The organism is Pseudomonas sp. NBRC 111133 (assembly GCF_001320605.1).
Lineage (GTDB): Bacteria > Pseudomonadota > Gammaproteobacteria > Pseudomonadales > Pseudomonadaceae > Aquipseudomonas > Aquipseudomonas monteilii.
The window spans coordinates 138,996-165,344 of sequence record NZ_BCBJ01000066.1; the positions used below are offsets into that span (position 1 = coordinate 138,996).

Genomic DNA, 26,349 nt, shown 5'->3' on the forward strand with positions numbered 1-26,349 from the left:
CCGGCACAGGATTAGATCATCCCCACCCATCCATACGCATGGTCGCCCTGACCAACCGTTGTTCTTCCTGCTCGATCTCCCGCAAACTGTCGCGTATTCCGTTGATATGCTCGCGCGCCGCCCGCTGCGCCTGCTCCGGCAACTGCTCCATCACCGCCTGATACAACCGTGCATGCTGGCGGTCGATCTGGCGCTTTTGCGCCGGCCTGCAATACAGGTTGTTGACCGAGGCAAACACCGTGCTCAAGGTCAGGTCGCTGAGCGATTGCAAGGTATGCACCAGCACCGGGTTGTGTGACGCCTCACTGATCGCCCGGTGGAACGCGTGGTCGCGACGGGCATGTTCACGGGCATCGATCGCGTCGGGTACCTCGTGCGCGGCCAGCATTTCTTCGTAGCGCCGGCGAATTAGCAAGCGGTCAACCTCAGTGGCGCGTAACGCCGCCAGCCGCGCCGATTCGGCCTCCAGCAACGCCCGCACTTCCAGCAAGTCGAACAGCGTACGCGGCTGCGAGCCAAACAAATGCATCAACGGTGTGGCACCCGATTGCCCTGTCAGGTCGGCGACGAACGAACCCCGCCCTTGTTCGGTATCGATGATGCCGCGCCCCCGCAAAATGCGTAGCCCTTCGCGCAGTGCCGAGCGTGAACACCCCAGTTTCTCCACCAACCGCCGCTCCGAAGGCAAGGCCTGGCCCACCTTGAGTACGCCGTCAACGATCAGCCGTTCCACCCGCTCGGCCACCTGGTCAGCGACCTTGGCTTTGCCTTCAGCACCCATCACGCCCTCTCCCACTGGTAGGACCACTTCGACCGATGGTTCCAATCTAGCCAGTCAAAGCCGTCAATAACCAGCCCTTTACAGAAAAACTGGTAGGACCAGTGAACGACGTACTCGACCCGGGCCGCTGGCACGCGCAGGCTGCAACGGTGACCGCTTTGCCAACAACAACAAAAACGTTGCCGAGTGAGCCGATGAATATCCTGTACGACGAACGCGTCGATGGCGCGCTGCCCACCGTAGACCAGGCGGACCTGTTGCATGCGCTGCGCAAGGCCCTGCCAGACATCGATATCCTGTACCGCGAAGAAGACCTCAAACCCTACGAATGCGACGGCCTCTCGGCCTACCGCACGGTACCGCTGCTGGTGGTGCTGCCCGAGCGCCTGGAGCAGGTGCAGGCCTTGCTCAGGCTCTGCCATCAGCGCGGTGTACCCGTGGTGGCCCGTGGTGCCGGCACCGGCCTGTCGGGTGGCGCTCTGCCGCTGGCCAAGGGGATCCTGCTGGTAATGGCGCGTTTCAACCGTATTCTGGAGGTCAATCCACAGGGCCGTTACGCCCGTGTGCAACCCGGCGTGCGCAACCTGGCCATCTCCCAAGCGGCGGCACCCCACGGTATGTACTACGCACCAGACCCGTCCTCGCAAATTGCCTGTTCCATCGGTGGCAACGTCGCGGAAAACGCCGGTGGCGTGCACTGCCTGAAATACGGCCTGACCGTGCACAACCTGCTCAAGGTGGAAATCCTCACGGTGGAAGGAGAACGCCTGACCCTCGGCAGCGATGCCCTGGACAGCCCGGGCTTCGACCTGCTGGCACTGTTCACGGGCTCCGAAGGCATGCTCGGCATCGTCACGGAAGTTACCGTCAAGCTGCTCCCCAAGCCCCAGGTGGCGCGGGTGCTGCTGGCCAGTTTCGACAGTGTCGAGGACGCCGGCCGGGCAGTCGCCGAAATCATCGCTGCCGGTATCATTCCCGGCGGCCTGGAGATGATGGACAACCTGGCCATCCGCGCCGCCGAAGACTTCATTCATGCCGGCTACCCGGTGGACGCAGCGGCCATCCTGCTGTGCGAGCTGGATGGGGTCGAGGCCGATGTGCATGACGATTGTGAACGGGTGGCCGCCGTGCTGGCGCAAACCGGGGCCCGCGAGGTACGGCTGGCCCGCGACGAAGCCGAGCGCGTGCGTTTCTGGGCCGGGCGCAAGAACGCCTTCCCGGCGGTAGGGCGCATCTCGCCGGATTACTACTGCATGGACGGCACCATCCCGCGTCGCGAACTGCCACGGGTACTCAAGGGCATCAGTGACCTGTCCGCGGAATACGGCCTGCGCGTGGCCAACGTGTTCCATGCCGGCGACGGCAACATGCACCCGCTGATCCTGTTCGATGCCAACCTGCCAGGTGAGCTGGAGCGCGCCGAAGCCATCGGCGGCAAGATCCTCGAACTGTGCGTGGCGGTAGGCGGCAGCATCACGGGCGAGCACGGCGTAGGCCGCGAAAAAATCAACCAGATGTGCGCGCAGTTCAACAGCGACGAAATCACCCTGTTCCACGCGGTGAAGGCCGCCTTCGACCCGCAGGGCCTGCTCAACCCCGGCAAGAACATCCCCACCCTGCACCGCTGCGCCGAGTTCGGCGCCATGCATGTGCACCATGGGCAACTGCCCTTCCCCGAGCTGGAGCGCTTCTGATGAGCATGGACCGCGACAACAGCCAGGCCCTGCTGGAGCAGGTCGGCCAGGCGCTGAACCAAGGCACACCGCTGCGTATCCAGGGCAGTAACAGCAAAGCCATGCTGGGTAACCTTGTCGCTGGCGAAGTACTCGACACCCGCAGCCACCGTGGCATCGTCAGCTACGACCCGACCGAACTGGTGCTCACCGCCCGCGCCGGCACACCGCTGCGCGAGATCGAAGCGGCGCTGCACGAAGCCGGCCAGATGCTTCCCTGTGAACCGCCACACCTGGGCCCGGACGCCACCTTGGGCGGCATGGTCGCTGCCGGCTTGTCTGGCCCCCGGCGGCCATGGGCCGGGTCGGTACGTGACTACGTGCTCGGCACGCGGGTGATCACCGGCCACGGCAAGTTGCTGCGCTTTGGTGGCGAAGTGATGAAGAACGTGGCCGGTTACGATGTATCACGGCTGATGGCGGGCAGCTTCGGTTGCCTGGGGTTGCTGACCGAGGTTTCGTTGAAAGTACTGCCCCGGCCGCGCCAATGCCTGAGCCTGCGCCTGCCAATGGGCAGGCATGAGGCGCTGGCCGAGTTGGCCGAATGGGGCCAGCAGCCGCTGCCGATCAGCGCGGCTTGCCATGACGGCGAAGCACTGTACCTGCGCCTGGAAGGCGGTGAAGGTTCGGTACAGTCGGCACGCCAGCGACTGGGCGGCGCAACCCTCGACAGCCGGTTCTGGAGCGACCTGCGCGAGCAGCGCCTGGCATTCTTCAACAGCCCTGCACCGCTGTGGCGCCTGTCACTGCCCAACGCCACTGGCGAGCTGGACCTGCCCGGCCAGCAATTGATCGACTGGGGTGGAGCGCAGCGCTGGCTCACGTCCAGCGCACCGGCCCAGGCCATTCGCGACCTGGTCGCCAACGTTGGCGGCCACGCCACCTGCTACGCCGCCAGCGCAGACAGCAGCCCGCCGCTGCCCACGGCACTGATGCGCTACCACCAGACGCTGAAGCAACAGCTCGACCCCCAGGGCGTGTTCAACCCTGGCCGCCTGTACCCGAACCTGTGAGGCCAGACCATGCAAACCAACCTGAGTGAAGCATCCCGACGCCTGGCCCGCGCCGACGAGGCTGAAAGCATCCTGCGGTCCTGCGTACACTGCGGTTTCTGCACCGCCACCTGCCCGACCTACCAGTTGCTGGGCGATGAACTGGACGGCCCGCGCGGGCGCATCTACCTGATCAAGCAACTGCTCGAAGGCGAGCCGATCACGGCCAGCACGCAACTGCACCTGGACCGTTGCCTGACATGCCGCAACTGCGAAACCACTTGCCCCTCAGGGGTGAAGTACCACGACCTGCTGGACATCGGCCGCGCCGTGGTCGAACAACAGGTGCCGCGCCCGCTCGGTCAGCGCCTGCTGCGCCAGGGCCTACGAGCCGTGGTGCCACGCCCGGCGCTGTTCAAGGCCCTGACCCGTGGCGGCCAGGCCCTGCGCCCGCTGCTGCCGGCCACACTCAAACGCAAACTGCCGGCACGGGTAGTCGCACCCGGCCAGCGCCCGGCACCACGCCATGCACGGCGGGTGTTGATGCTCGAAGGCTGCGTGCAGCCGGCCTTGTCGCCCAACACCAACGCCGCCGCCGCGCGCCTGCTGGACCGCCTGGGCATCAGCGTGCAGCCGATCCACCAGGCCGGCTGCTGTGGCGCGGTGGACTACCACCTCAATGCCCAAGAGCAAGGCTTGCAGCGTGCGCGGCGCAATATCGACGCGTGGTGGCCCGCCATCGAAGCGGGGGCCGAGGCCATTGTGCAAACCGCCAGCGGCTGCGGCGCATTCGTGCGTGATTACGGCCACCTGCTGGAAAACGACCCCCGTTACGCCGCCAAGGCCGCGCGGGTCAGCGCCCTGTCCCGCGATCTGGTAGAAGTACTGCGCGATGAGCCGGTCGAGCAACTGGGCCTGTGCGCCGAACAGCGCCTGGCCTTCCATTGCCCTTGTACCTTGCAACATGCCCTCAAGCTGGGCGGCGCGGTAGAAGCACTGCTGACGCGCCTGGGCTTTACCCTCACCAATGTGCCGGACGGCCATTTATGCTGCGGCTCGGCGGGTACCTATTCGCTGACCCAGCCCGAATTGTCGCTGCAACTGCGTGACAACCGCCTCAACGCACTGGAAAGCGGCAAACCGCACGTCATCGCCACCGCCAACATCGGCTGTCAGGCCCACCTCGACGGGGCCGGGCGTACGCCGGTACGCCACTGGATAGAAATTGTCGAAGCAGCCTTGAACCCGGAGAACCCCCATGCATAGCAAGTTCGTGATCGGCCAGGCCGAAGTCGCCCGCGTATTGGCCGCCGCCCGCCAGGAAGCCTTGGTCCAGCACTGGAACGTGACCATCGCCGTGGTTGACGACGGAGGTCACCCGCTGGCCCTGGAGCGCATGGACGGCTGTGCGCCAGCCAGTGCTTACATCGCCGTGGAAAAGGCCCGGACCTCTGCGCTGGGGCGCAAGGAAACACGGGATTACGAAGAGATGGTCAATAGTGGCCGTACTGCATTTGTCACTGCACCGCTGCTCACCAGCCTGGAAGGTGGCGTGCCGTTGCGGGTGGAGGGCCAGGTGGTGGGTGCGATTGGGGTGTCCGGGGTCAAGTCCGAGCAGGATGCCCAGGTCGCCAAGGTCGGGGCGGCGGCCCTCTGAGCCCTGTACCTGCCTCTTCGCGGGCAACACATATCGAGCAGACTGAACACCGAGCGGACAGACAATGCCAAACCATCAACTCCAGATCGCCCCCATCCTCCAGCGCTTCATCGAAAACGAAGTCCTCCCCGGCACCGGCATCGAAGCCGCCTCCTTCTGGCAAGGCTTCAGCACCCTGGTCCACGACCTGGCCCCGCAAAACCGTGCCCTGCTCGCCGAACGCGAGCGCCTGCAGGCCGAACTGGACAACTGGCACCGCCAGCACCCCGGCCCGATCCGCGACATGGCCGCCTACCGGCACTTCCTGCAAGGCATCGGCTACCTCGTGGATGCCCCCGAAAACGTGCAAATCAGCACCCACAACGTCGACCGCGAGATCGCCGTACAAGCCGGCCCGCAACTGGTCGTGCCACTGAGCAATGCCCGCTACGCCCTCAACGCCGCCAACGCCCGCTGGGGCTCACTGTACGATGCCCTCTATGGCACCGATGCCATCGCCGAAACCGCGGGTGCCGAGCGCGGCCAAGGCTACAACCCGGTGCGCGGCGCCAAGGTGATTGCCTATGGCCGGCAATTCCTCGATACCTCAGCCCCGCTTGCCGGCGCCTCACACAGCGACGCCAAGGCCTACGCGATCAACCAGGGCGCACTGCAGGTCACCTTGGCCGATGGCCGCCAGGTTGGCTTGCAAAACCCCGCACAAATGCGTGGCTACCAAGGCGAGCCGAACACGCCAACGGCGATCCTGCTGCAGCACCACCAACTGCATTTCGAAATCCGGATCGACCCGGCCAACGTCATCGGCCAGCAAGACCTGGCCGGGGTCAAGGACATCCTGCTGGAAGCCGCACTGACCACCATCATCGACTGCGAAGATTCAGTGGCAGCCGTCGATGCCGACGACAAGGTCAATGTCTATCGCAACTGGCTGGGCCTGATGAAAGGCGATCTCAGCGAACAGGTCAGCAAGGACGGCAAAACCTTCAGCCGCACCTTGGCCGCCGACCGCCAGTATCACGGGGCAAACGGCCAGCCGCTGACCTTGCCGGGCCGTTCGCTGCTGTTCATCCGCAATGTCGGCCACCTGATGACCAACCCGGCGATCCACGACCGCGATGGCCGGGAAATTCCGGAAGGCATCCTCGATGCCGTGGTCACCAGCCTGATTGGCCTGCACGACCTCAAGCGCCGAGGCAACTCGCGCGAAGGCAGCCTGTACATCGTCAAGCCGAAAATGCACGGGCCGGCCGAAGTGGCCTTTGCCGACCAGCTGTTCGGTCGCGTCGAGGCCCTGTTGGGCCTGCCCGCGAATACCCTGAAGATGGGCATCATGGACGAAGAGCGGCGCACCAGCGTCAACCTCAAAGCCTGCATCGCCAGTGCGGCATCACGGGTGGTGTTCATCAACACCGGCTTCCTCGACCGCACCGGGGACGAGATGCACAGCGCCATGGAAGCCGGTGCCATGTTGCGCAAGGGCGACATGAAAAGCAGTGCCTGGATCCAGGCCTACGAGCGCAGCAACGTGCGGGTGGGGCTGGCCTGCGGCTTGCGCGGCAAGGCGCAGATCGGTAAGGGCATGTGGGCCATGCCCGACCTGATGGCGGCCATGCTCGAACAGAAGATTGCCCAGCCCAAGGCCGGTGCCAACACCGCCTGGGTGCCCTCGCCGACGGCCGCAACGCTGCACGCGCTGCATTACCACCAGGTAGACGTGGCAGGGGTACAGCAGGCGCTGGAAGCAGCCAACCGGAACGCCCAGCGCGACGCATTGCTGAACGACCTTCTCAGCGTACCGGTCAGCCCCGAGCGGCCCTGGAGTGCCGACGATATCCAGGCTGAACTGGACAACAACTGCCAAGGCATCCTCGGTTACGTGGTGCGCTGGGTCGAACAAGGGGTCGGCTGCTCCAAGGTACCGGACATCCACGATGTGGGCCTGATGGAGGACCGCGCCACCCTGCGCATTTCAGCGCAGCACATCGCCAACTGGCTGCACCATGGCGTGGTGGGTGCCGAGCAGGTCGAGGCCACGCTGCAACGCATGGCCAAGGTGGTAGACCAACAGAATGCCGGGGACCCGGCGTACCGGCCAATGGCGGCCAACTTCGAGGCATCGCATGCGTTTCGCGCCGCCCGAGCGCTGGTGTTCAAGGGGCGCGAGCAGCCCAGTGGCTATACCGAGCCGTTGCTGCATGGCTGGCGGTTGAGGTTCAAGCAGCAGGTTCAACGCTAGCCCAAGCTGCGCGGTGTTGCTGGCGCGGCCTTGTGTCGCGCCGGCAGCAAACATCTGCCACCGGCCAGTCAGGGGTGGCATTCCGGCGTCTTCAGAAATTTCCCACAACGTTTCCGGAAGCGTCCTACTTGCTGCCTCTGCACGCAAAAAACAAGATCGGCACTGGAAAACGCAAGGTCGCGATCCAGAGGAGGCTCCGTATGCACCTTTACGCCCGCTCCATTGCCGAACTGCGCAGCAGCTTGTGCGAAATGCTGGCCCATGACATCCGCAACCCCGAAGAGGATCCGCACCTGTCGGGGGTGATGTTCTTCTGCGCCACCGACGAACACTCCCGGCAACTGATCGAGCGTATCGAGTTGCTGGCCAGCGAAGTGTTCTTCGACCCGAACGGGCGGGCCATTGCGGAACACCTGAAAGCGGCCGCAGTCGATGGCGTGCGCATCAAGCGCAACCGCAAGGCGCCAGCGGATGAAACGGTGATACGCATCGCAGTGGCCGACAAGGGCTATATCACGGTGAGTACAGCCCGGCTCTGAGATTATGGGGCTGCTTTGCAGCCCCATGCCCTTCCCTGGCCAATCCGCTATCCTGAGCACTCCCCCGCTCCGGACCGCCCCATGGAACTGCACATTCGCCTGGAGGGCCGCAAAGGCTTGGCCGACCAGCTCTATCAGCAACTGCGCGCCGGTATCGACAGTGGCCACCTGACCGCCGGCACCCAGTTGCCACCCACCCGCCTGCTGGCCGAGCAACTGGGCGTGTCGCGCAAGACGGTGGCCGAGGCCTATTCGCGGCTTACCTACGACAACCTGCTCAGCGGTGTGGTCGGCCGTGGCACTTTCATCACGCCGCGCCAACCGCTGCGTAGCCATGAATCCACCACCATCCCCCTGGCCGGCGCCGCGTCCCTCGAGCGCTGGCAGCAGCGCGCCACCGTGCTCGGCCAACGCCAGCTGCAAGCGCCCTCCCGCTATGACTTTATCGGTGGTGCTTCAAGCAAGGCACAGTTCCCCTTCGACCCGTGGCGCAGCTGCCTGAACTACGCCCTGCGCCGCAGCCAGCGCCACCCCGAGCGGCAGTTTCCGGCCCAGGGCCTGCCGGAGCTGCGCGAGGCCATTGCCCACCACATCGCCTACGCCCGCGGCGTGCACTGCAGCGCAGCCGACCTGCTGGTGTGCAACGGCGCCCAGCAAGCGCTGGACATGATCGCCCGGGTATTGGTGGAACCCGGTTGCCAAGTGGCCATGGAAGACCCCGGCTACCCACCCGCCCGGCAACTGTTCCTGGCCCTTGGTGCGCGCGTGCAGTCCGTTCCGGTGGATGATGAAGGCCTGCGCGTCGAGCACATCGCCGATGGCACCCGGTTGATCTATGTAACGCCGTCACACCAGTTCCCGCTGGGCATGCCCATGAGCGAGCCACGTCGGCACGCCCTGCTGGCCCGGGCGGCTGAGCTGGGCGCGCTGATCATCGAAGACGACTACGATTGCGAGTTCCGTTACCACGGGCCGGCAGCGGACGCATTGCAGCGCCTCGACCGCCATGGCCTGGTGGCCTATGTGGGGACCTTTTCCAAGACGTTGCTGCCCGAGCTGCGGCTGGGCTATGCCGTGTTGCCGCCTGCCGTGCTGCAGGCGGCCTGCGTGGCCAAGCACCTCAGTGACTGGCACAGCCCGACCTTGCTGCAGTGGGCGCTGGCGCGCTTTTTGGGCGAAGGCCACCTGAACAAGCACATCCGCCGCTGCCATGAGGTTTACAGCGCCCGCCGCGAACGTATCCTGGCGCGCCTGGGCGGCGACCTGTCACCGTGGTTCAGCGCCATACCTGCCAGCGCGGGCTTCCACCTCAGCGCGCTGGCCAAGCCTGGGGTCGATGTCGAGTTGCTGGCCAACCTGGCGCGCAAGGTGGAGGTGGGCCTGTATTCGCTGGCGCCGTTCTTCAGCGAAACACCGGTACGCCCGGGGCTTTTGCTGGGCTTTGGCGCTATCGAGCTGCTGGACATCGACCCGGCACTGGACCGGGTGCGCGATACCCTGCAACGCCTCAGCTGACCGGCGCGGCCCTGCCCGCCGCGGGCGGGCGCGCGATGGCCGCAGCATAGCCACGCGGGTTGAAACAGGCGGTTACCAGCAGCATCGCCATCACGGTCACGGTCAGCAGCATCCACGATGCCTGGAAGTCGCCACTCACGTCACGCAACCAGCCGGTGATGTACGGCACGATACCGGTGATGATAAAGCCGATCCCCTGTACGAATGCCGCCAGGCTGCCGGCTTCGGCAGGCGTCTTGAGGTGTTCCAGGGTCAGCGTCAGGCTCTGGCTGAAGCAGGCGCCCAGGCCAAAGCCGATCATGGCGACCCACAGTCCTGCAGCCACCGTGGGGGCCAGTAGCAGGCCGAGGAAACCCGCCAGCTGAATCGCCAGCGCCAGCCAGAGGCCTGGACGCCGATCTGCCCAGCGCCGCAGCAGCAGTGGCAGGCCGAGCGCGCCAGCCACCTGGAAAATGGTCATCAGGCCGACCAGGTCGGCGCCACCCTGGGCACTGCCGCCGTGCTCGATATGGTAGGCCGGCAACCAGGCCACCATGCTGGTGTAACCGCCATTGATCAGGCCGAAGTACAAGGCCAGCAACCACGCCCGGCGGGTGCCGAACCAGTGTCCACCCGCAGCGCCCGCCAGCTTCGGTGCTTCCTGACGTGGGCGCAGCACGACCCAGGCCAGCACCGCCAGCACTGCCGGGGCTGCCCACAGGCCCAGGCCGGCCTGCCAGTGGCCGAAGTGGCCACTGATATGTGGCCCAAGCACGGCCGCCAGGCCGCCGCCCGTCATCAGTGCCGCCGAATACAGGCCCATCGCCCCGGCCAGCCGCCCAGGGAACCATCGATTGACCAACCCTGGCATCATGCCTTGCACCACCGCCACGCCCAGGCCCGCGACCACCGCACTGGCAATCAACGCCCAGGCGCTGTCCAGTTGCAGGCGCCACAGGCAGGCCAGGGCGATCGCAGCCAGGCCACCGAGCATGCCGCCATGCTCGCTGATCCAGCGCCGCAGCCAGGGTTGCAGCAACGGTACCAGCCCCATGCACAGCACCGGCAACGCCGTCAGCAAGGCGGCCTGCTGGTAGCCCAGGCCAGTGCTGGCACGCATAGGTTCGAGTAACGGGCCGATACTGGTCAGGATCGGCCGCAAGTTCAGCGCCAGCAGACTCACCAGCAACAGGTTCAACGCAGCTCTCATTGTGAATCGGTTCTCTTGTAGCAAGACCCGGCCATTATCCCGGCTCGGTCAGCCTGGCAGAAATGAAGAGATTGGATGCCTGTCAGTGGCCACCTGAATGGTCGATTGGCCTCCTGCATATGCGCGGGATTGGCTATCGCGGGTGGCCAAAGGGCGGCGCTACAGTAGTGCCATTCCCACCCCATATCCTTTGGAGACAGCCATGCACAACCGTATCGAATGGGCCAAGCACGCCCCCGAAGCCTACAAAGCCATGGTCGGCCTGGAACAGGCCCTGGCCAAGAGCGGCCTGGAGAGTTCCCTGCTGGAGCTGGTGCGCCTGCGGGCATCGCAGATCAACGGCTGCGCCTACTGCGTGAACCTGCATGCCAACGATGCACGCAAGGCCGGCGAGACTGAGGCGCGCTTGCAGACGTTGAGCGTATGGCGTGAGACCACCTACTTCACCCCACGTGAACGTGCGGCACTGGCCTGGGTCGAGAGCCTGACCCGCTTGCCTGAGCATGGGGCGCCGCAGGGGGAATATGAAGCCTTGCAGGCACATTTCGAACCGGCCGAGGTGGCCAACCTGACCTTGGCGATTGCCACCATCAATGCCTGGAACCGGTTTGGTGTCGGGTTTGCCATGGTGCCGTCCTGATCATTAACCGGTAGCCCGCGAAGAGGCCACCACAGGTGACACATCAACGCCCAGTCAACCGCGCCCGATAGCTCCCGGGGCTCTGCCCGGTCCACTTCTTGAACGCACGGTGGAACGCACTGGGCTCCTGGAACCCCGCCTGCTCGGCGATTTCGGCGATGCTCAACACCCCTTCGCGCAAGCGCTCGAAGGCCATCGCCCGGCGTACTTCGTCTTTGATCTGCTGATACGAACGCCCCTCCCGGTCCAACTGCCTGCGGAAGGTACTGGCGCTGACCCCCTGCTGCTGCGCCAGCGCCGCCAATGTCGGCCACTGGCCATAACGCAGTGCGCGCAAACGCCGGTACACCTCGGCCACCAGCCCGTTCTGGTTACGAAAGCGAATCACCAGCCCCTGTGGCGCAGTGCGCAGAAAGGTTTTCAAGGCTGGCAGGTCCTGTACCACCGGCAACCGCAGGTAGGCACTGTCGAATTCCACCTCGGTACGGCCGCTGCCCAGGCGCAAGTCTGGCCCCCACAGCAGCAGGTCGTCCTCCTGGGCCGGGCGCGACACCGCCAGCTCGGTACGGTCGATGGCAATGCGCCGCCCGGCCAGCCAGCACAGCATGCCGATCATCAGCACCAAATAGGTTTCCTCGGCATACACCCGGGTCAGCGGGTCGGCGATGTTCGACTGCACGCTGATCAGCGCCCGCCCGCCACGGACCGTCAGGCTGCCACGCAGGTCGCGCAGAAACAGGCCGAAGCCGCCCATGCATTGGCGCAAGGCCTTTTCCAGGTTCGGTTCAAGTATCAAGCCCCGGCAGATCAGGGCGAAGCTGCCCAACGGCATGCCATGGCTGTCGAGGCAGAAAAACTCGTCGTCCAGCCGTTGAATCATCGCCAGCCAGAGCTGGGCGAAGGCCCTGGCCGGCACGCGGGCCTGGGGCTGTTCCAGCAGCTGTGGGTCGATGCCCACGGCACGCAGCTGTGCATCACGCTCGGCGGGGTTGTCGCGCAGGGCATGGAGCATGGCGTTGAGAAAGTACACGGCGACCGAATCGCTATCGCGCATGGCGGTTTTCGCTGTCTATGCTGAGTGGCAAAAAGTGCCAGGTTGTTTGAACAGTTCCGGCATAGGCTGCAACAGAGCCTTTGCCTAGACTCGATCCCACTCCGGGACCGCCGGCCATTCTCGCAGAGCCTGGCCCGGTCCCGCCATGCCTTCGCAATCGGAGCCCCTATGAGCAACGCAGAAATCTACGTCGTCAGTGCCGTCCGTTCAGCCATTGGTGGCTTTGGCGGCTCCCTGAAGGACCTGCCGCTGGCCGACCTGGCCAGCACCATTACCCGTGCTGCCATCGAGCGTTCGGGCCTGGCCGCCGATCACGTTGGCCATCTGGTGATGGGCACGGTAATCCCCACTGAGCCGCGTGACGCCTACCTGGCCCGTGTGGCAGCAATGAACGCCGGCATCCCCAAGGAAACCCCGGCGTTCAACGTCAACCGCCTGTGCGGCTCGGGCCTGCAGGCCATCGTTTCGGCAGCCCAGGGGCTGTTGCTGGGGGACACCGACGTGGCCGTTGCAGCCGGTGCCGAATCCATGAGCCGTGGCCCATACCTGCTGCCACAGGCACGCTGGGGCGCGCGCATGGGTGACCTGCAAGGCATCGACTACACCGTCGGCGTGCTGCAGGACCCGTTCCAGCACTTCCACATGGGCATCACCGCCGAAAACGTCTCGGCCAAACACGGCATCACCCGCGAAATGCAGGACGAACTGGCCCTGACCAGCCAGCGCCGCGCCGCCCGCGCCATTGCCGAAGGCCGCTTCGACAGCCAGATCGTGCCGCTGGAGCTGAAAACCCGTAAAGGCAGCGTGCAGTTCAGTGTCGACGAGCATGTGCGTGGCGAAGTGACCGCTGAACAACTGGCCGGCATGAAGCCGGTGTTCAAGAAAGACGGCACCGTCACCGCCGGCAACGCCAGCGGCATCAACGACGGCGCCGCCAGCCTGGTGCTGGCGACGGGCGACGCCGTACGCCGCCTGGGCCTGAAGCCGCTGGCCCGCTTGGTGGGTTACGCCCACGCCGGTGTCGAACCTGAGCTGATGGGCCTGGGCCCGATCCCGGCCACCCGCAAGGTGCTGGAAAAGACCGGCCTGAAGGTGCAGGACCTGGACGTGATCGAGTCCAACGAAGCGTTCGCCGCCCAGGCCTGCGCCGTGGCCCGCGAGCTGGGCTTCGACCCGGAAAAGGTCAACCCCAACGGTTCGGGCATTTCCCTGGGCCACCCGGTGGGCGCCACGGGCGCGATCATCGCCACCAAAGCCATCCATGAACTGCAGCGCATCCAGGGCCGCTACGCGCTGGCCACCATGTGCATCGGTGGCGGCCAAGGCATTGCCGTGGTCTTCGAACGCGTCTGAGGGAGGCTGACACATGAGCATTGAACAAATCGCCGTGATCGGCGCCGGCACCATGGGCAACGGCATTGCCCAGGTGTGCGCAGTGGCCGGCTACCAGGTGCTGCTGGTGGACGTGTCCGACGCAGCACTGGAGCGTGGTGTGGCCACCTTGAGCAAAAACCTCGAGCGCCAGGTCAACAAAGGCACCCTGGATGCGGACAACGCCGCAGCCGCCAAAGCCCGCATTCGCACCAGCACCGACTATAGCCAGCTCAACGGTGCACAGCTGGTGATCGAAGCCGCGACCGAGAACCTGCAGCTCAAGCAACGCATCCTGCAGCAGGTGGCGGCCAACGTCGCTGCCGACTGCCTGATTGCCACCAACACCTCGTCGCTGTCGGTCACCCAGCTGGCTGCCAGCATCGATCACCCCGAGCGTTTCATTGGTGTGCATTTCTTCAACCCGGTGCCGATGATGGCGCTGGTGGAGATCATTCGCGGCCTGCAGACCAGCGACAGCACCTATGCCCAGGCGCTGGTGGTGACCGAAAAGGTCGGCAAGACACCGATCACCGCCGGCAACCGCCCGGGCTTCGTGGTCAACCGCATCCTGGTGCCGATGATCAACGAAGCGATCTTCGTGCGCCAGGAGGGTCTGGCCAGTGCCGAGGACATCGACACCGGCATGCGCCTGGGCTGCAACCAGCCCATCGGCCCACTGGCCCTGGCCGATCTGATTGGCCTGGACACGCTGCTGGCGATCATGGAGGCCTTCCATGAGGGCTTCAACGACAGCAAATACCGCCCTGCCCCGCTGCTCAAGGAAATGGTCGCGGCCGGTTGGCTGGGGCGCAAGAGCGGTCGCGGCTTCTTCACCTATTGAGGGCCCTGCGCCATGCCCCCGGTCAATGCCGCAATGCGCTGTGCCAATTTTGAAGAGCGACGTGACCGGGCCATGGCGCTGTTTGCCGAAAAGGGCTTTGGCCAGGTCAGCATGCGCGAGCTGGCGGCCCATGTGGGGCTGACCGCAGGCTCGCTGTACCATCACTTCCCGAGCAAGCAGGACTTGCTGTACGACCTGATCGAGGAGTTGTACGAGGAACTGCAGGCCACCCTGGACCAGGGCCGCCGGGCCATGGCGCGTGGGGCCTCGGCGTTGAGCTGCCTGATTGCGGCGCACTGGCAGTTGCATGCCGAGCGGCCCATGCAGTTTCGGCTGGCCGAGCGGGATTTGTGCTGCCTGAGTGACGAACAGCGGGCGCGTTTGGCGTTGTTGCGTTCGCGTTATGAAGCGGGGCTGCTGAGGCTGATTGCACCGCAGGCGAAGCTGCAAGGGGAAGCCCTGGTGGCGACGGCGCATGTGGTGGCGACGCTGCTTAACCAGTTGCCGGGGATGTTGAAGGCGCTGCCTGAGGAGCAGGGGCTGGGGTTGATGGAGAGTATGTTGGTAGGGGGTATTGAGCGAACCTTGCAGTAGCCTGTGCCGGCCTCTTCGCGGGCAAGCCCACTCCCACAGGACCTCCACTGTGCTTGAAATCTGTGGCGTACCTGTGGGAGCGGGCTTGCCCGCGAAAAAGCCAACTCAGTTATCGCAGGAGTGCCTGGATCTGCTCGTGCAAGGTATCCAGGTCAAACGGCTTGGCCAAGATCGGTGCCTTGCGAGTGATCGGGCTGCCCGATTCGAGAATCTCCGCCGGGTAGCCACTGATGAAGATCACCTTCAGGTCCGGCCGCAACTTCACCGCAGGCTCGGCAATCTCCACCCCGGAGATACCACCCGGCAGGCGGAAATCCGTCACCATCAGGTCCAGGTGCGGCTTGCTGGCCAGGATGGCAAACGCCTGCTCGCCATCTTCGGCCACCAGCACGTGATACCCCTCGCCCGCCAGGTAATCCCGCAGAATCATGCGAATCGCCGGTTCATCCTCGACGATCAGCACTACATCTTGTGCATCTTCACTCATGTTAACGCCTTGAAATGCTTACAGTTGGCCATCAGACCCCAGGCTCATGCAGAGGTTGCCCGCGCCTGGTCGTTTTGTTGTTCGTAGGTTGCCAGCGGCAGTTGCAAGGTAAACGTGGCCCCCTTGCCCTCTTCACTGTCGACCCGGATGCACCCGCCATGGGCCTGCACGATCTGTTCCGATATAAACAACCCCAAGCCCAATCCGCCGCTGGCTTGCTGGGTAGCCACCCGCTCGAACTGCTGGAAAATGCGCTGCTGGTTGGCCGCACCAATGCCGATACCCTGGTCCTGCACTTGCACGCACGCCAGGCCGTCCTGTTCGAACACCCGCACCTGCACCGGCTTGCGCTCACCATATCGCAAGGCATTGGACAACAGGTTGACCACCACTTGTTCAATGCGAAATTCGTCCCACTCACCGTGCAGCGGTTCGCAACGTTGTAGCTCGATACGCGTGTCCAAAGCAGTGGCCTGGGCAGCGAAATTCTCCACCAGGCCACCTACCAGTTGGCTCAAGTCGAAGGTCTTGGGCCGTAGCGACAGCTTGCCGGTGCGGATACGCGACACATCGAGCATGTCTTCGATCAGGCGAATCAGGCTATTGATCTGCCGTTCATCGCGCTCGACCATCGCCTGCAGCTTCTCGCCACTGAACGCTGCAAGGTTGCCGCGTGCCAGGTGCATCTTGCGCAGCTGGGTTTCCAGGATCAACCCATTGAGCGGCGTGCGAACCTCGTGGGCGACGATCGACATGAAGTCATCCCGCATTCGCACGGCATGCTCCAGCTCGCCTCGCGCCGTCTGCAACTGGGCCAACAACAGTTCCTGCTCCTGGCGGCTGCGCTCCAGCGCCTGCAACTGGCGGTCCAGCACCTTGCGCTGGCGGTACACGTCGACGAACACCGACACCTTGCTCTTCACCGCCAGGGTATCGAGCGGCTTGTGCAGGAAGTCCACCGCCCCGCTTTCGTAGCCCTTGAAGGCATAGTTCATCTCACGCCCGGCTGCGGTGACGAAGACGATGGGAATGTTGCGGGTCTTTTCCGTGCCACGCATCAGCTCAGCCAGCTCGAAGCCGTTCATGCCTGGCATTTGCACATCGAGGATGGCCAGGGCGAACTCGTGTTCGAGCAGCAGCGACAATGCGGCCTCTGCAGACTGGGCTTGATGCACCTCGCGGCCTTCGCCCTGAATCAGGGCGTCGAGGGCCAGCAGGTTCTCCGGCAGATCGTCGACAATCAACAGTTTGGCGATGGTGTGGCTTAGCATGCGCTGGATTCCAGGGCGGCGAGCAACTGCTCGATGCCACTCAGAGAAAGTATATGGTCAGGCTGGTGCAGGGCCAGGGCGGCCTCAGGCATCAGCGCAACCTGTGCGTCACGGGGGTCCTGGACGATGGTCCGCCCCCCGCTGTTCTTGATGTAGGCAAGCCCTTCGGCGCCATCTTCATTGGCACCGGTAAGCAACACGCCAAGCAGGCCGTCACCGTAGGCGTCAGCCGCCGACATGAACAGGAAATCGATCGATGGCCGGGAAAAATGCCGCGGTGGCTCCTGGCTCAGCGACAGGGTGAAGTCGCGCTCCACCGACAAGTGGTAGCCAGGCCCTGCCACATACACCTGCCCGGGCTTCAGCGGTTGCTTGTCGCGAGCCTCGCACACCGGGCGCTGCAAACGCCGTTGCAGCACCTCGGCCAACTGGCTGTCGCGGTCATCCGGCAGGTGCAGCACGCACACCACCGGGATGCCGTAGCCGGCGGGCAACGCGCCGAGCACGGTGAACAACGCCGTCACGCCGCCCGCCGAGGCGCCGATCACCACCGCGCGTACGCCGTTCATGATTTGCGGTAGATCCGTTCAGGCTTGACCAGCGGCTCGAACCGGTCGCTGTAGGCCGAAAAGTCCACCGACTCCTTGCTGCCCAGCACCAGGAAGCCGCGGTGGCACAGGGATTCATGGAATAGGCCCAGGGCGCGGTCTTGCAGTTCCTTGTTGAAATAGATGAGCACGTTGCGGCACGACACCAGCTGGGTTTCGGAAAACACGCTGTCGGTGGCCAGGCTATGGTCGGCGAAGGTCACGTTGTCACGCAGGGTGCTGTCCATGATGGCGTTGCCGTAGGCCGACGTGTAGTACTCGGAAAAGTCCCTGCGACCGCCCGCGATGCGGTAGTTTTCCGCGTACTCGCGCATGCTCTGCATCGAGTAGATACCCTGCTTGGCCTTGTCCAGCGAATGCGGGTTGATGTCGGTGGCGTAGATGATGGTGCGCTCCAACAGGCCTTCCTCGCGCAGCAGGATGGCCATGGAGTACACCTCCTCACCCGTGCTGCAGCCCGCAATCCACACCTTGATCGAAGGCCAGGTGCGCAGCAACGGCACCACTTCGTTGCGCAGCGCCAGGAAGTGCCCCGGGTCGCGGAACATTTCGCTAACCGGGATCGTCAGGTACTGCAGCAACTGCATGAACATGCCCGGGTCGTGCAGCACGCGCTCCTGCAGCGCCGACACCGTCAGGCAGTCGAACTGGCGCAGCGCGTGAAGGATCCGGCGCTTGATCGAAGCGCCGGAATAGTTGCGGAAATCGTAGCTGTACTTGAGGTAGATGGCCTCGATCAGCAAGCGGATCTCGATGTCGGTGTTACGTTCGCTAGTCAAATTCGCTCCAGTTGCGGCAGCCATACACGGATCAGCGAGAACAGGCGGTCCAGGTCGATCGGTTTGGCCAGGTAATCATTGGCCCCGGCCTGCAGGCAACGCTGCTGGTCATCCTTCATGGCCTTGGCGGTCACGGCGATGATCGGCAGCTTGCGCCAGCGCGGTTGCTGGCGGATCAGGCGGGTGGCTTCGAAGCCGTCCATTTCCGGCATCATCACGTCCATCAGCACCAGGTCGATGTCGTCATGCTGCTCCAGGCGCTCGATGGCTTCACGCCCGTTGCGGCCGATTTCCACAATCGCGCCCTTGTGCTCCAGGGCACTGGTGAGGGCAAAAATGTTACGCACATCATCGTCCACCAGCAGTATCTTGCGGCCTTCGAACACCTTGTCGCGGCTGCGTGCGGTCTTGAGCATGCGCTGGCGTTCATTGGACAACTGCGACTCGACCTTGTGCAGGAACAGCGTGACTTCGTCCAGCAGGCGCTCCGGCGAGCGAGCGCCCTTGATGATGATCGAACGCGAATACTTGAGCAGGTCGGCTTCTTCTTCGCGGGTCAGGTTGCGACCGGTATACACGATCACCGGCGGGAAGGAACGGATATCTTCGGCGGTCATGCGCTTGAGCAGCTCGTTACCGAGCATGTCGGGCAACTTGAGGTCGATGATCATACAGTCGTAGATGTTCTCGCGCAGCAGTTCCAGGGCGTCCTGGGCCATGGCCACGGCCGTGATTTCGACGTCGTCGTCGCCAATCAGGCGGGCAATGCTTTCGCGCTGTAGGTCGTCGTCTTCCACCAGCAGGATGTGCTTGAGCTTCTGGGTCAGCTTGGCCTCCAGGCGGGCGAACACTTCTTTGAGCTCGTCGCGACTGGTGGGCTTGACCGCGTAGCCGACAGCGCCCATGTGCATGGCGGCCTCGACCCGGTCTTCGACAGAAATGATATGCACCGGGATGTGCCGGGTGCAGGCCTGCTCCTTGAGGCGCTGCAATACCGTCAGGCCCGAATGGTCGGGCAGGCGCATGTCCAGCAGGATCGCATCGGGGATGTACTGGGCGGCCAGCTCGAACCCTGCGTCGGCGCCCTGCGCCACCAGGCAGCTGTAACCCAGTTCATGGGCCAGGTCGAAGAGGATGCGGGCGAAGTTGGGTTCGTCTTCGATCACCAGGATGCAGCGGTTGCCGAACGGCGCGCGCTCACGGTCGTCGTCAAACGCCGGCAACGGGCGTTTTGGCGCTGCCGCCACCGGCACCTGAGGGGCAGGCGGCAGGGTGTCGACCGCCGGGCGCAGGCTGAGGGGCTCCACGCTGTGCCCCACGCTTTCGTAGTGCTCTGGCAGGATCAGGCTGAACACACTGCCTTTGCCAGGGCTGCTGTCAACGCTGATCTGCCCGCCCAGCAAATGCGCCAGGTCGCGCGAGATCGAAAGCCCCAGGCCGGTGCCACCGTAACGGCGGTTGCTGGTACCGTCGACCTGATGGAAGGCACCGAAAATGGCCTGCTGCTGGTCGGCGGCAATGCCGATGCCAGTATCGCGCACAGCGAAGACAATGCCAGTGCCAGCCTGGTAACCGATGTTCAGGCTCACCTGGCCACGCTCGGTGAACTTGATGGCATTGGACAGCAGGTTCTTGAGGATCTGCTCCAGGCGCTGGCGGTCGGTGAACAGGGTGGCGGGTACATTCGGTTCAGCGTTTACTTCGAAGGCCAGCCCCTTGTGCCCGGCCAGCGGTTCGAACATGCCGCGCAGGCCCTCGACCAGGCGTTCCACCTGAGTGCTTTCAGGGCGCACCTCGAGCTTGCCGGCCTCGACCTTGGCAATGTCGAGAATGTCGTTGATCAGGTTGAGCAGGTCATTGCCGGCCGAGTAGATCGAATCTGCGAACTTGACCTGTTCATCGCTCAGGTTGCCTTCGGCGTTTTCCGACAGCAGTTTGGCCAGGATCAGCGAGCTGTTCAGCGGCGTGCGCAGCTCGTGGGACATATTGGCCAGGAACTCGGACTTGTACTTGCTCGAGCGCTGCAGCTCGTCGGCGCGCGCCTGCAGCTCGTCCTGAGCCTGCATCAGCTCGTCGTTCTTCAGGTCCAGCGCCTCTGTGCGTTCGGACAACTGCTCGTTGGTCTGCTCCAGCTCCGCCTGCTGGATTTCAAGGTGGGCCTGAGACTCCTTGAGCACGCGGGATTGTTCTTCCAGCTCTTCGTTGGCGGTTTTCAGCTCTTCCTGCTGCACTTGCAGCTCTTCGTTCAGCTGTTGGGTTTCGGCCAGCACTTCCTGCAGGCGTTGGCGGTAGCGGGCACTTTCAATGGAAATGCCGAGGTTGCCGCCCAGGCGTTCCATCATTTCGTGATCACGCGCCTCCAGGGGGCGCAGAAAGCCAAGCTCGACCACACCGTTGATATGGCCGCCATCAATCGCCGGCATCAGCAAGGCATTGCGTGGCAGGCCGCTGCCCAGGCCGGAACTCAAGCGGTAATAGTCTTCAGGCAGTTCCTCAAGGCAAAGCAGTCGGCCTTCACGTACGGCCTGAGCCAGCAGGCCGTCATGATCGCCTTTCACCTGTTCCCGGGCTTGCTCTTCAGCGTCCAGGCCATAGGTGGCCACACGCACCAGGCGCCCGTGTTCGTCACGCACATACACCGCCCCCACCACGCTGCCCAGGTAGCGGGCAAAGAAGCGTAGGATGTTGTCACCGAGCATGGGCAGGGTCAGTTGGCCCAGCACCTGTTCGGCCAGTTGGGTCTGGCCATTGCGCAGCCAGGCCTGGTGTTCCAGGCGCTCGGCTGCACGTTGCTGGGCCTTGAAGTTCTCTTCGTAGCTGTTCGACAACGCCAGCAGGTCGCGCCGCCCCAGATAAGCCAACAAGGCGCTGAGGCCGACGATGAACAGCAAAAAGGCTGAAATGGCGGTGACGGTAACGCTGCTGACCTTTTCGTTGCGTGCCATGCGCAGTTGCTGCTCGGTGCCGATCAGGCCATCGAATTCCTTACGGATCTCGTCGGTCAGGCGCTTGCCCCGACCATTGCCGATCGACCCCTGGTAATCGCCCTGGTTGCGGCGCAGGTTGATCATCTCACTGCCGAAGGTATTCCACGCTTGCTGCAGGGCAATCAGCCGATCAATGCGGTCGACCTGCTGCGGGTTGTCCTCGACCATGCCGCGCAGGCTCTGCAAGCTGGCCAGAATACGCGGCTTGGCCACCTCGTAGGGGTCGAGGAAACGCTCGTCTCCAGTGATCAGAAAGCCGCGCATGCCGGTTTCCATGTCGATCGACAGCTTGACCGTTTCGTTGGCATTACCGATCACCCGGTCGGTATGCTCAACCCACTGCATGGCCGACAGCAGGTAGTTGATCACCGCGACAAAGGCCACGGCACCCAGCAGGCCCACCCCCAGCGGGAGACCGATGTTGCGGCTCAACAGCTTGCGAAAGCTTCGTTGGTCCATCAAGGCTGATTGCATCATGTGAAAGGGCCCAAGCAAGAAAAGTCCATTGAAAAGCGTGGCTGATCAATCGTTATAGTTGTCTGCCACTGCGCCGTCCTGTTAAGCGAGTCTAACCAGCTTTGGCAGGTCTGGCAGGGCATTTAGCCAGTATTTGAAGGTGGCGTGCGCCAATCGTTCCATCTGATTGCATGGATCGGTATCCTCGGGAACTTCTGGTGCCGCCCGGTGCACAGATTAAAGACATTCATTGCACAGGACCCGTACCATGCACCTTCTGGTAGTCGAAGACGACGACATCGTTCGTATGCTGATGGTCGAAGTGCTCGATGAGTTGGGCTACGAAGTGATCGAGGCAGAAGACGCCGCAGCCGCCCTGCGGGTGCTCGAAGACGCGAGCCAGGCGCTGGCACTGATGATGACCGATGTGGGTTTGCCGGACATGCGTGGCGAAGAGCTCGCCGGCAAGGCGCGCGAATTGCGCCCTCTACTGCCTGTACTGTTCGCCAGCGGTTATGCAGACAGCCTCAATGTGCCCGAGGGCATGCACATGATCGGCAAGCCGTTCAGTATCGATCAGTTGCGGGACAAGGTGGTGGCCATCCTCGGCCCGGTTTGAGATAGGGTTGCCTGTACCGGCTTATTCGCGGGCACAGGCAATACACCTCACAACTACCTGCGCAACAGGTAGGTATCCATGATCCACCCCTTGCGCCGCCGTTCCCGCTCACGCACTTCCAGAATCTGCGCCTTCACCGCCTGTAACGGCCCAGCAATCAGCACTTCATCCTCGGTCCCCAGGTAAGCGCCCCAGTAGATGACCAACGCTGGATCATCCAGCTGGGCAAACGCGCACTGCCCGTCGAGCATCACCACCACGTTGTCGATTGGCCCCTGCCCGGTGAGGCGCCGCCCTGGTAGCACGGTCAGCGGCTCGCCAATGCGGTTGAGTGGCACCTGATGACGCGCAGCCAGCGCCTGCACACTGCTGATGCCAGGGACTATCTGCAGGCGTAGCGCCAGGCCACGTTCTCGGACCAGATCGAGTACGCGCAGGGTGCTGTCGTACAGGGTCGGCTCGCCCCACAGCAAAAAAGCGCCGGTTTCGCCGTCGTCAATTTCCTGTTCGATCAACTGCGCATACAGCGCAGCCCGCTGCCGGTGCCAGCCCTGTACCGCAGCCAGATAATCGTCCGCCCGGGCATCGCGCAAAGGGTCGGCTACTTGTAGCAGGCGATAGCCGCCCTCGGGCCGGTAGCGCTGCAGAATGCCCTTGCGCAGACGCACCAGTTCATCCTTGTCGCTACCTTTTTCGAGCACGAAGAACACACTGGCTTTTCGCAACGCATCGACGGCCTCATAGGTAACCTGGCGCGGGTCACCCGGGCCGATGCCGATCAACAACAGGTTTTTCATTGCCCTGCCCTTTGCGGGAACCAGCCGCCATTGTCAGTTGGCAGCTGGTATTTGGCAAAGCGATCGCTTAGAACATCGAGAAGTTATAACTGACAATTACCCGTGTTTCGTCCATGTCACGCGCCCACTTCTCGTAGTTACTGCGGTAAGTGGAATTACGCAGGCGTACGCTGACATCCTTGAACGTGCCACTTTGCACCTGGTACTTGAACTCGGTGTCGCGTTCCCATTCCTTACCTTCGGCCGTGCTGCCCGGCACCTTAATGTTGTCGCCGTTGATGTAACGGGTGAAGAAGGTCAGGCCGGGCACGCCCAGCGCCTTGAAGTCATAGTCATAGCGTACTTGCCAGGAACGCTCCTGGGCGGCAGCGAAGTCGTTGACCTGGGCATAGTTGACCAGGTACGGGTTGCTGCCATCCAGGTACGGCATGGCGCTGTCGCCATACATGCGCTGCCAGCCGGCGCTGAGCTTGTGGCCACCCAGGCTGTAGCCGAGCATACCGCTGAAGGCGCGGTGGTCGATTGCGCCAGCGCGGGCATTGCCGATGTCGTCACTCTTGATCAGGCGCAGATCGGCCGACAGGCTGCCGACTGCCAGCGGCTGGCTGACCACCAGGCCGAGGAAGTGCTGGCGGTAGATGTTTTCCAGCTTGGCCACTTGGTACTGGGCGCTGAAGCGCTCGTTGAAACGGTAATCGACACCGGCCAGGTCGAAGTGGTCGGCTTCGATATCGCAGGCATAGCGCTTGTTCTTGCAGTGCACGCGAATGTCCTGGCGGTCGGTGGAATCCCGGGCGGTGTATTTGTTCAGGCGAGCCAGGGTGAACTTCAGGTCGTGCAGTTCTTCAGAGGTGAGCATGGCGCCATGGAACATGGTCGGCAGCAGGCGACCATCGTTGTACTTGAGCAACGGCATATCCGGCATCATCGAACCGTACTTGAGCACGGTGTTGGAGACCTTGACCTTTGCCGCCAGGCCCATCTTCGCGTACTGGTCGGCCGAGTGCCGTGGGTCGTGGCCGGAAGACGGCAGCAAACCACTGTTACTGTCGGCCGGGCTGGAATCCAGTTTGAAGCCGAACATGCCCAGTGCATCCACACCAAAACCTACCGGGCCTTGGGTATAACCCGACTGCACATTGAGGATGAAGCCTTGTGCCCACTCTTCGCGCTTGGACGCACCTTGGCTGGAACTGCTGTGGCCGTCACGAAAATCCCGGTTGAAATAGACATTGCGTGCTTCAAGCTTGGCACTGCTGTCTTCCAGAAAACCGGCGGCCTGGGCATTGACGCCGGCACACAACAGGAACAGGCCGGCAACACGGCGCCCGGGGGCGAGGGGGAAAGGGGCAAACATGCGAGGAAACATCCAGAATAAAAACGGGTTAACAACCTGTGGCACGCGTTGGTCACGGTACTGCGACAGGCCAGAACAATAGCCGACCATCATCTGAAATGATCGCGCAAAGGCTCTGGCACGGGCCATTGGACCATGGTCTAAGCGTCCCGGCAGGTCGCCGCAGAAAACCGGCGAAATAACGCGCGCAAAACTAGGAAAGTTCCCAAATTACTTACAAAAAGTTAGCAGTTTACCCAGTACCCATGAATGACTACACTCGATATCAGCGAACAGCAGAACCCACCCGCGTGGCCGGCGTTTTCATTCTTCCTCAATGTTCGTCACGCCCTCCCACGACCGACGTACAGGAGTGATTACAGTGTCCAGACTTGCAGAGTTTCGTGCTGCCGAAAAAGCGCTCCAGGAACAGATGGCGCAACTGGAAGCGTTGAAAAAGGATGCCGGCCTAAAACGCGAAATCGAATTCGAGCAGAAACTAGTCGGCCTGATGAAAAGCTATGATAAGAGCCTGCGCGATATCATCGCCATCCTCGACCCGAAAGCCGTGACCCGGGTATCTGGCGCCGCGCCCAAGCAACAGCGCCGCCCACGCGTGGTGAAGGTGTATCAAAACCCGCACACCGGCGAGCGAATCGAGACCAAAGGCGGCAACCACCGCGGGCTCAAGGCCTGGAAAGAACAGTACGGCGCCGCGACGGTAGACAGCTGGGTACGCTGATGAAACGTCCACGCGCACTTCACACTTTTTTCACAAGGACTGGCTCAGTATCGAGACAGCTAAAGGACTAGCGACCCCATCACGCGCCCGCACATGCGGGCCTCTAATTCCAGCGCCCTGCCTTGTGCAGGGCGCTTTCATTTGCGCTATCGGCGCACTGCCGTATCATGGCCAGCCTGTCCGTTTTGCCGGTGCCCTTGCCCCGGCCCCGTCTCAGGAGTTCCCATGAGCCTGCACGATCTGCAAACCCTGCCTGGCGTCACCGCCCAGCCAGACACCGCCACCGCCCAGTTCGTCTTCAACCACACCATGCTGCGGGTCAAGGACATCGAGAAATCGCTGGACTTCTACACCCGCGTGCTGGGCTTTCGCCTGGTGGACAAGCGCGACTTCCCCGAAGCCGCTTTCAGCCTGTACTTCCTGGCCCTGGTCGACCCGGCGCAGATCCCTGCCGATGACGCCGCACGCCATCAGTGGATGAAGTCGATCCCTGGCGTACTGGAGCTGACCCACAACCACGGCACCGAAAACGATGCCGGGTTTACCTACCACAACGGCAACACCGACCCGCGCGGGTTTGGCCACATCTGCATTTCGGTGCCGGACGTGCGCGCCGCCTGTGCACGCTTCGAAGCGCTGGACGTACCGTTCCAGAAACGCCTGCAGGACGGGCGCATGAACTACCTGGCCTTCGTCAAGGACCCGGACGGTTACTGGGTGGAAGTGATCCAGCCAACCGAACTCGAAGGCTAAGCGTTCATCGCCGTGCGCTCGTCGGGCCGGGAACTCCCGGCCCCTTGCTGTGGTATATGAAGGTAACTGCTTCACATGCCACAGCGAGGTAAGGACGATGCAATCTCTTCACTGTGAATACCGCAAGCACACCATCACCGCCAGCGTGATGCCCCACCCCGACTCTCCCCTGCCCTATGCCGCCGGCTGCCTGATCACCGCCCCTGACGGGCATACCAGCAGGCGCATGTCGATGCCAATGAAGTTTTTCTCGGACCTTGAGAATGCGCAGCATGTGTCGCTGGCTCACGGCCGGGCCCTGGTTGACCAGCAGCTGGATGAGGGGCACAAGGTGTTTTGATCCCTTGATTGCCTGTACTGGCCTCTTCG

Annotated in this window: 25 protein-coding genes; 15 read left to right on the top strand and 10 right to left on the bottom strand. The window is 63.3% G+C overall.

Features of this window, described 5'->3' with window-relative positions:
- Positions 1-16: 16 nt before the first annotated feature.
- Positions 17-781 carry a transcriptional regulator GlcC gene (gene glcC / locus APH36_RS14960; protein ID WP_060499268.1) on the bottom strand — a complete coding sequence of 255 codons (765 nt, stop codon included), beginning with the start codon at positions 779-781 and terminating at the stop codon, positions 17-19.
- A 194-nt stretch (positions 782-975) separates the two neighbouring features.
- Here glcC and glcD point away from each other — a divergent pair, with 194 nt between their 5' ends.
- From glcD to APH36_RS14995, 7 genes are all read left to right on the top strand, one after another.
- Complete coding sequence (gene glcD, locus APH36_RS14965; RefSeq protein ID WP_060499269.1) at positions 976-2,475, top strand: glycolate oxidase subunit GlcD; 1,500 nt, start codon at positions 976-978, stop codon at positions 2,473-2,475.
- Positions 2,475-3,527: a glycolate oxidase subunit GlcE gene (glcE, locus tag APH36_RS14970; RefSeq protein WP_060499270.1), complete on the top strand. Its 1,053-nt coding sequence runs from the start codon at positions 2,475-2,477 to the stop codon at positions 3,525-3,527. The genes glcD and glcE overlap by 1 nt, the downstream gene beginning before the upstream one ends.
- A 9-nt stretch (positions 3,528-3,536) precedes the next feature.
- Positions 3,537-4,772 carry a glycolate oxidase subunit GlcF gene (gene glcF / locus APH36_RS14975; protein ID WP_060499271.1) on the top strand — a complete coding sequence of 412 codons (1,236 nt, stop codon included), beginning with the start codon at positions 3,537-3,539 and terminating at the stop codon, positions 4,770-4,772.
- Positions 4,765-5,163, top strand: a complete 399-nt coding sequence (locus tag APH36_RS14980; RefSeq protein ID WP_060499272.1) for a heme-binding protein — start codon at positions 4,765-4,767, stop codon at positions 5,161-5,163. Before glcF ends, APH36_RS14980 begins: the two co-directional genes overlap by 8 nt.
- A 64-nt stretch (positions 5,164-5,227) precedes the next feature.
- Positions 5,228-7,399 carry a malate synthase G gene (locus APH36_RS14985; RefSeq protein ID WP_060499273.1) on the top strand — a complete coding sequence of 724 codons (2,172 nt, stop codon included), beginning with the start codon at positions 5,228-5,230 and terminating at the stop codon, positions 7,397-7,399.
- Between the two features lie 200 nt (positions 7,400-7,599).
- Positions 7,600-7,938 carry a hypothetical protein gene (locus tag APH36_RS14990; RefSeq protein WP_060499274.1) on the top strand — a complete coding sequence of 113 codons (339 nt, stop codon included), beginning with the start codon at positions 7,600-7,602 and terminating at the stop codon, positions 7,936-7,938.
- An 81-nt stretch (positions 7,939-8,019) separates the two neighbouring features.
- The gene (locus APH36_RS14995) at positions 8,020-9,453 is read left to right on the top strand and encodes a PLP-dependent aminotransferase family protein (RefSeq protein ID WP_060499275.1); all 1,434 of its coding nucleotides are present in this window, start codon (positions 8,020-8,022) and stop codon (positions 9,451-9,453) included.
- Here the strand turns inward: APH36_RS14995 and APH36_RS15000 are convergent.
- A complete protein-coding gene (locus APH36_RS15000) occupies positions 9,446-10,642 on the bottom strand; it encodes a cyanate transporter (protein WP_060499276.1) in 1,197 nt (398 codons plus the stop codon). The two genes, APH36_RS14995 and APH36_RS15000, sit on opposite strands and share 8 nt — an antisense overlap.
- A gap of 202 nt (positions 10,643-10,844) precedes the next feature.
- Between APH36_RS15000 and APH36_RS15005 the strand changes: the two genes are divergently transcribed.
- Positions 10,845-11,282 carry a carboxymuconolactone decarboxylase family protein gene (locus APH36_RS15005; protein WP_060499277.1) on the top strand — a complete coding sequence of 146 codons (438 nt, stop codon included), beginning with the start codon at positions 10,845-10,847 and terminating at the stop codon, positions 11,280-11,282.
- 43 nt (positions 11,283-11,325) lie between these two features.
- Here APH36_RS15005 and APH36_RS15010 read toward each other — a convergent pair whose 3' ends face one another.
- Complete coding sequence (locus APH36_RS15010; RefSeq protein WP_060499278.1) at positions 11,326-12,336, bottom strand: AraC family transcriptional regulator; 1,011 nt, start codon at positions 12,334-12,336, stop codon at positions 11,326-11,328.
- 168 nt (positions 12,337-12,504) lie between these two features.
- Between APH36_RS15010 and APH36_RS15015 the strand changes: the two genes are divergently transcribed.
- Genes APH36_RS15015 through APH36_RS15025 form a run of 3 tightly spaced genes read left to right on the top strand, consistent with a single transcriptional unit; the run spans position 12,505 to position 15,145 of the window.
- Positions 12,505-13,689 (top strand): acetyl-CoA C-acyltransferase family protein, encoded by a 1,185-nt coding sequence (locus tag APH36_RS15015; RefSeq protein WP_060499279.1) that lies wholly within the window; start codon positions 12,505-12,507, stop codon positions 13,687-13,689.
- A gap of 13 nt (positions 13,690-13,702) precedes the next feature.
- Positions 13,703-14,551, top strand: a complete 849-nt coding sequence (locus APH36_RS15020) for a 3-hydroxybutyryl-CoA dehydrogenase (protein ID WP_060499280.1) — start codon at positions 13,703-13,705, stop codon at positions 14,549-14,551.
- Positions 14,552-14,563: 12 nt separating this feature from the next.
- A complete protein-coding gene (locus tag APH36_RS15025; protein ID WP_060499281.1) occupies positions 14,564-15,145 on the top strand; it encodes a TetR/AcrR family transcriptional regulator in 582 nt (193 codons plus the stop codon).
- Positions 15,146-15,254: 109 nt separating this feature from the next.
- On the opposite strand, the gene APH36_RS15030 is transcribed toward APH36_RS15025, so the two are convergent.
- The 5 genes from APH36_RS15030 to APH36_RS15050 are packed head-to-tail and all read right to left on the bottom strand — an operon-like array spanning position 15,255 to position 21,754.
- A complete protein-coding gene (locus APH36_RS15030) occupies positions 15,255-15,632 on the bottom strand; it encodes a response regulator (protein WP_060499282.1) in 378 nt (125 codons plus the stop codon).
- Between the two features lie 44 nt (positions 15,633-15,676).
- On the bottom strand, positions 15,677-16,903 hold the full coding sequence (locus APH36_RS15035; protein ID WP_060499283.1) for a hybrid sensor histidine kinase/response regulator: 1,227 nt from the start codon (positions 16,901-16,903) through the stop codon (positions 15,677-15,679).
- Complete coding sequence (locus APH36_RS15040) at positions 16,897-17,472, bottom strand: chemotaxis protein CheB (RefSeq protein ID WP_060499284.1); 576 nt, start codon at positions 17,470-17,472, stop codon at positions 16,897-16,899. Before APH36_RS15040 ends, APH36_RS15035 begins: the two co-directional genes overlap by 7 nt.
- Positions 17,469-18,290 (bottom strand): protein-glutamate O-methyltransferase CheR, encoded by an 822-nt coding sequence (locus APH36_RS15045; RefSeq protein ID WP_019099468.1) that lies wholly within the window; start codon positions 18,288-18,290, stop codon positions 17,469-17,471. The genes APH36_RS15040 and APH36_RS15045 overlap by 4 nt, the downstream gene beginning before the upstream one ends.
- The gene (locus APH36_RS15050; RefSeq protein WP_060499285.1) at positions 18,287-21,754 is read right to left on the bottom strand and encodes a response regulator; all 3,468 of its coding nucleotides are present in this window, start codon (positions 21,752-21,754) and stop codon (positions 18,287-18,289) included. The genes APH36_RS15045 and APH36_RS15050 overlap by 4 nt, the downstream gene beginning before the upstream one ends.
- 247 nt (positions 21,755-22,001) lie before the next feature.
- Between APH36_RS15050 and APH36_RS15055 the strand changes: the two genes are divergently transcribed.
- Positions 22,002-22,352, top strand: coding sequence for a response regulator (locus APH36_RS15055; RefSeq protein ID WP_060499286.1), 351 nt, complete (start codon positions 22,002-22,004; stop codon positions 22,350-22,352).
- A gap of 53 nt (positions 22,353-22,405) precedes the next feature.
- Here the strand turns inward: APH36_RS15055 and cobF are convergent, their stop codons facing one another.
- Positions 22,406-23,149 carry a precorrin-6A synthase (deacetylating) gene (gene cobF / locus APH36_RS15060; RefSeq protein ID WP_060499287.1) on the bottom strand — a complete coding sequence of 248 codons (744 nt, stop codon included), beginning with the start codon at positions 23,147-23,149 and terminating at the stop codon, positions 22,406-22,408.
- 67 nt (positions 23,150-23,216) lie between these two features.
- Complete coding sequence (locus tag APH36_RS15065; protein ID WP_060499288.1) at positions 23,217-24,506, bottom strand: OprD family porin; 1,290 nt, start codon at positions 24,504-24,506, stop codon at positions 23,217-23,219.
- 361 nt (positions 24,507-24,867) lie between these two features.
- Between APH36_RS15065 and APH36_RS15070 the strand changes: the two genes are divergently transcribed.
- The 3 genes from APH36_RS15070 to APH36_RS15080 all read left to right on the top strand — a co-directional run bounded on the left by APH36_RS15070 (position 24,868) and on the right by APH36_RS15080 (position 26,320).
- Entirely contained in the window at positions 24,868-25,227 is a 360-nt protein-coding gene (locus tag APH36_RS15070; protein ID WP_060499289.1) for a histone-like nucleoid-structuring protein, MvaT/MvaU family, read from the top strand.
- Between the two features lie 225 nt (positions 25,228-25,452).
- Positions 25,453-25,980 carry a lactoylglutathione lyase gene (gene gloA, locus APH36_RS15075; protein ID WP_060499290.1) on the top strand — a complete coding sequence of 176 codons (528 nt, stop codon included), beginning with the start codon at positions 25,453-25,455 and terminating at the stop codon, positions 25,978-25,980.
- A 97-nt stretch (positions 25,981-26,077) separates the two neighbouring features.
- Entirely contained in the window at positions 26,078-26,320 is a 243-nt protein-coding gene (locus APH36_RS15080) for a hypothetical protein (protein ID WP_019099472.1), read from the top strand.
- The last annotated feature ends 29 nt before the right edge of the window (positions 26,321-26,349 follow it).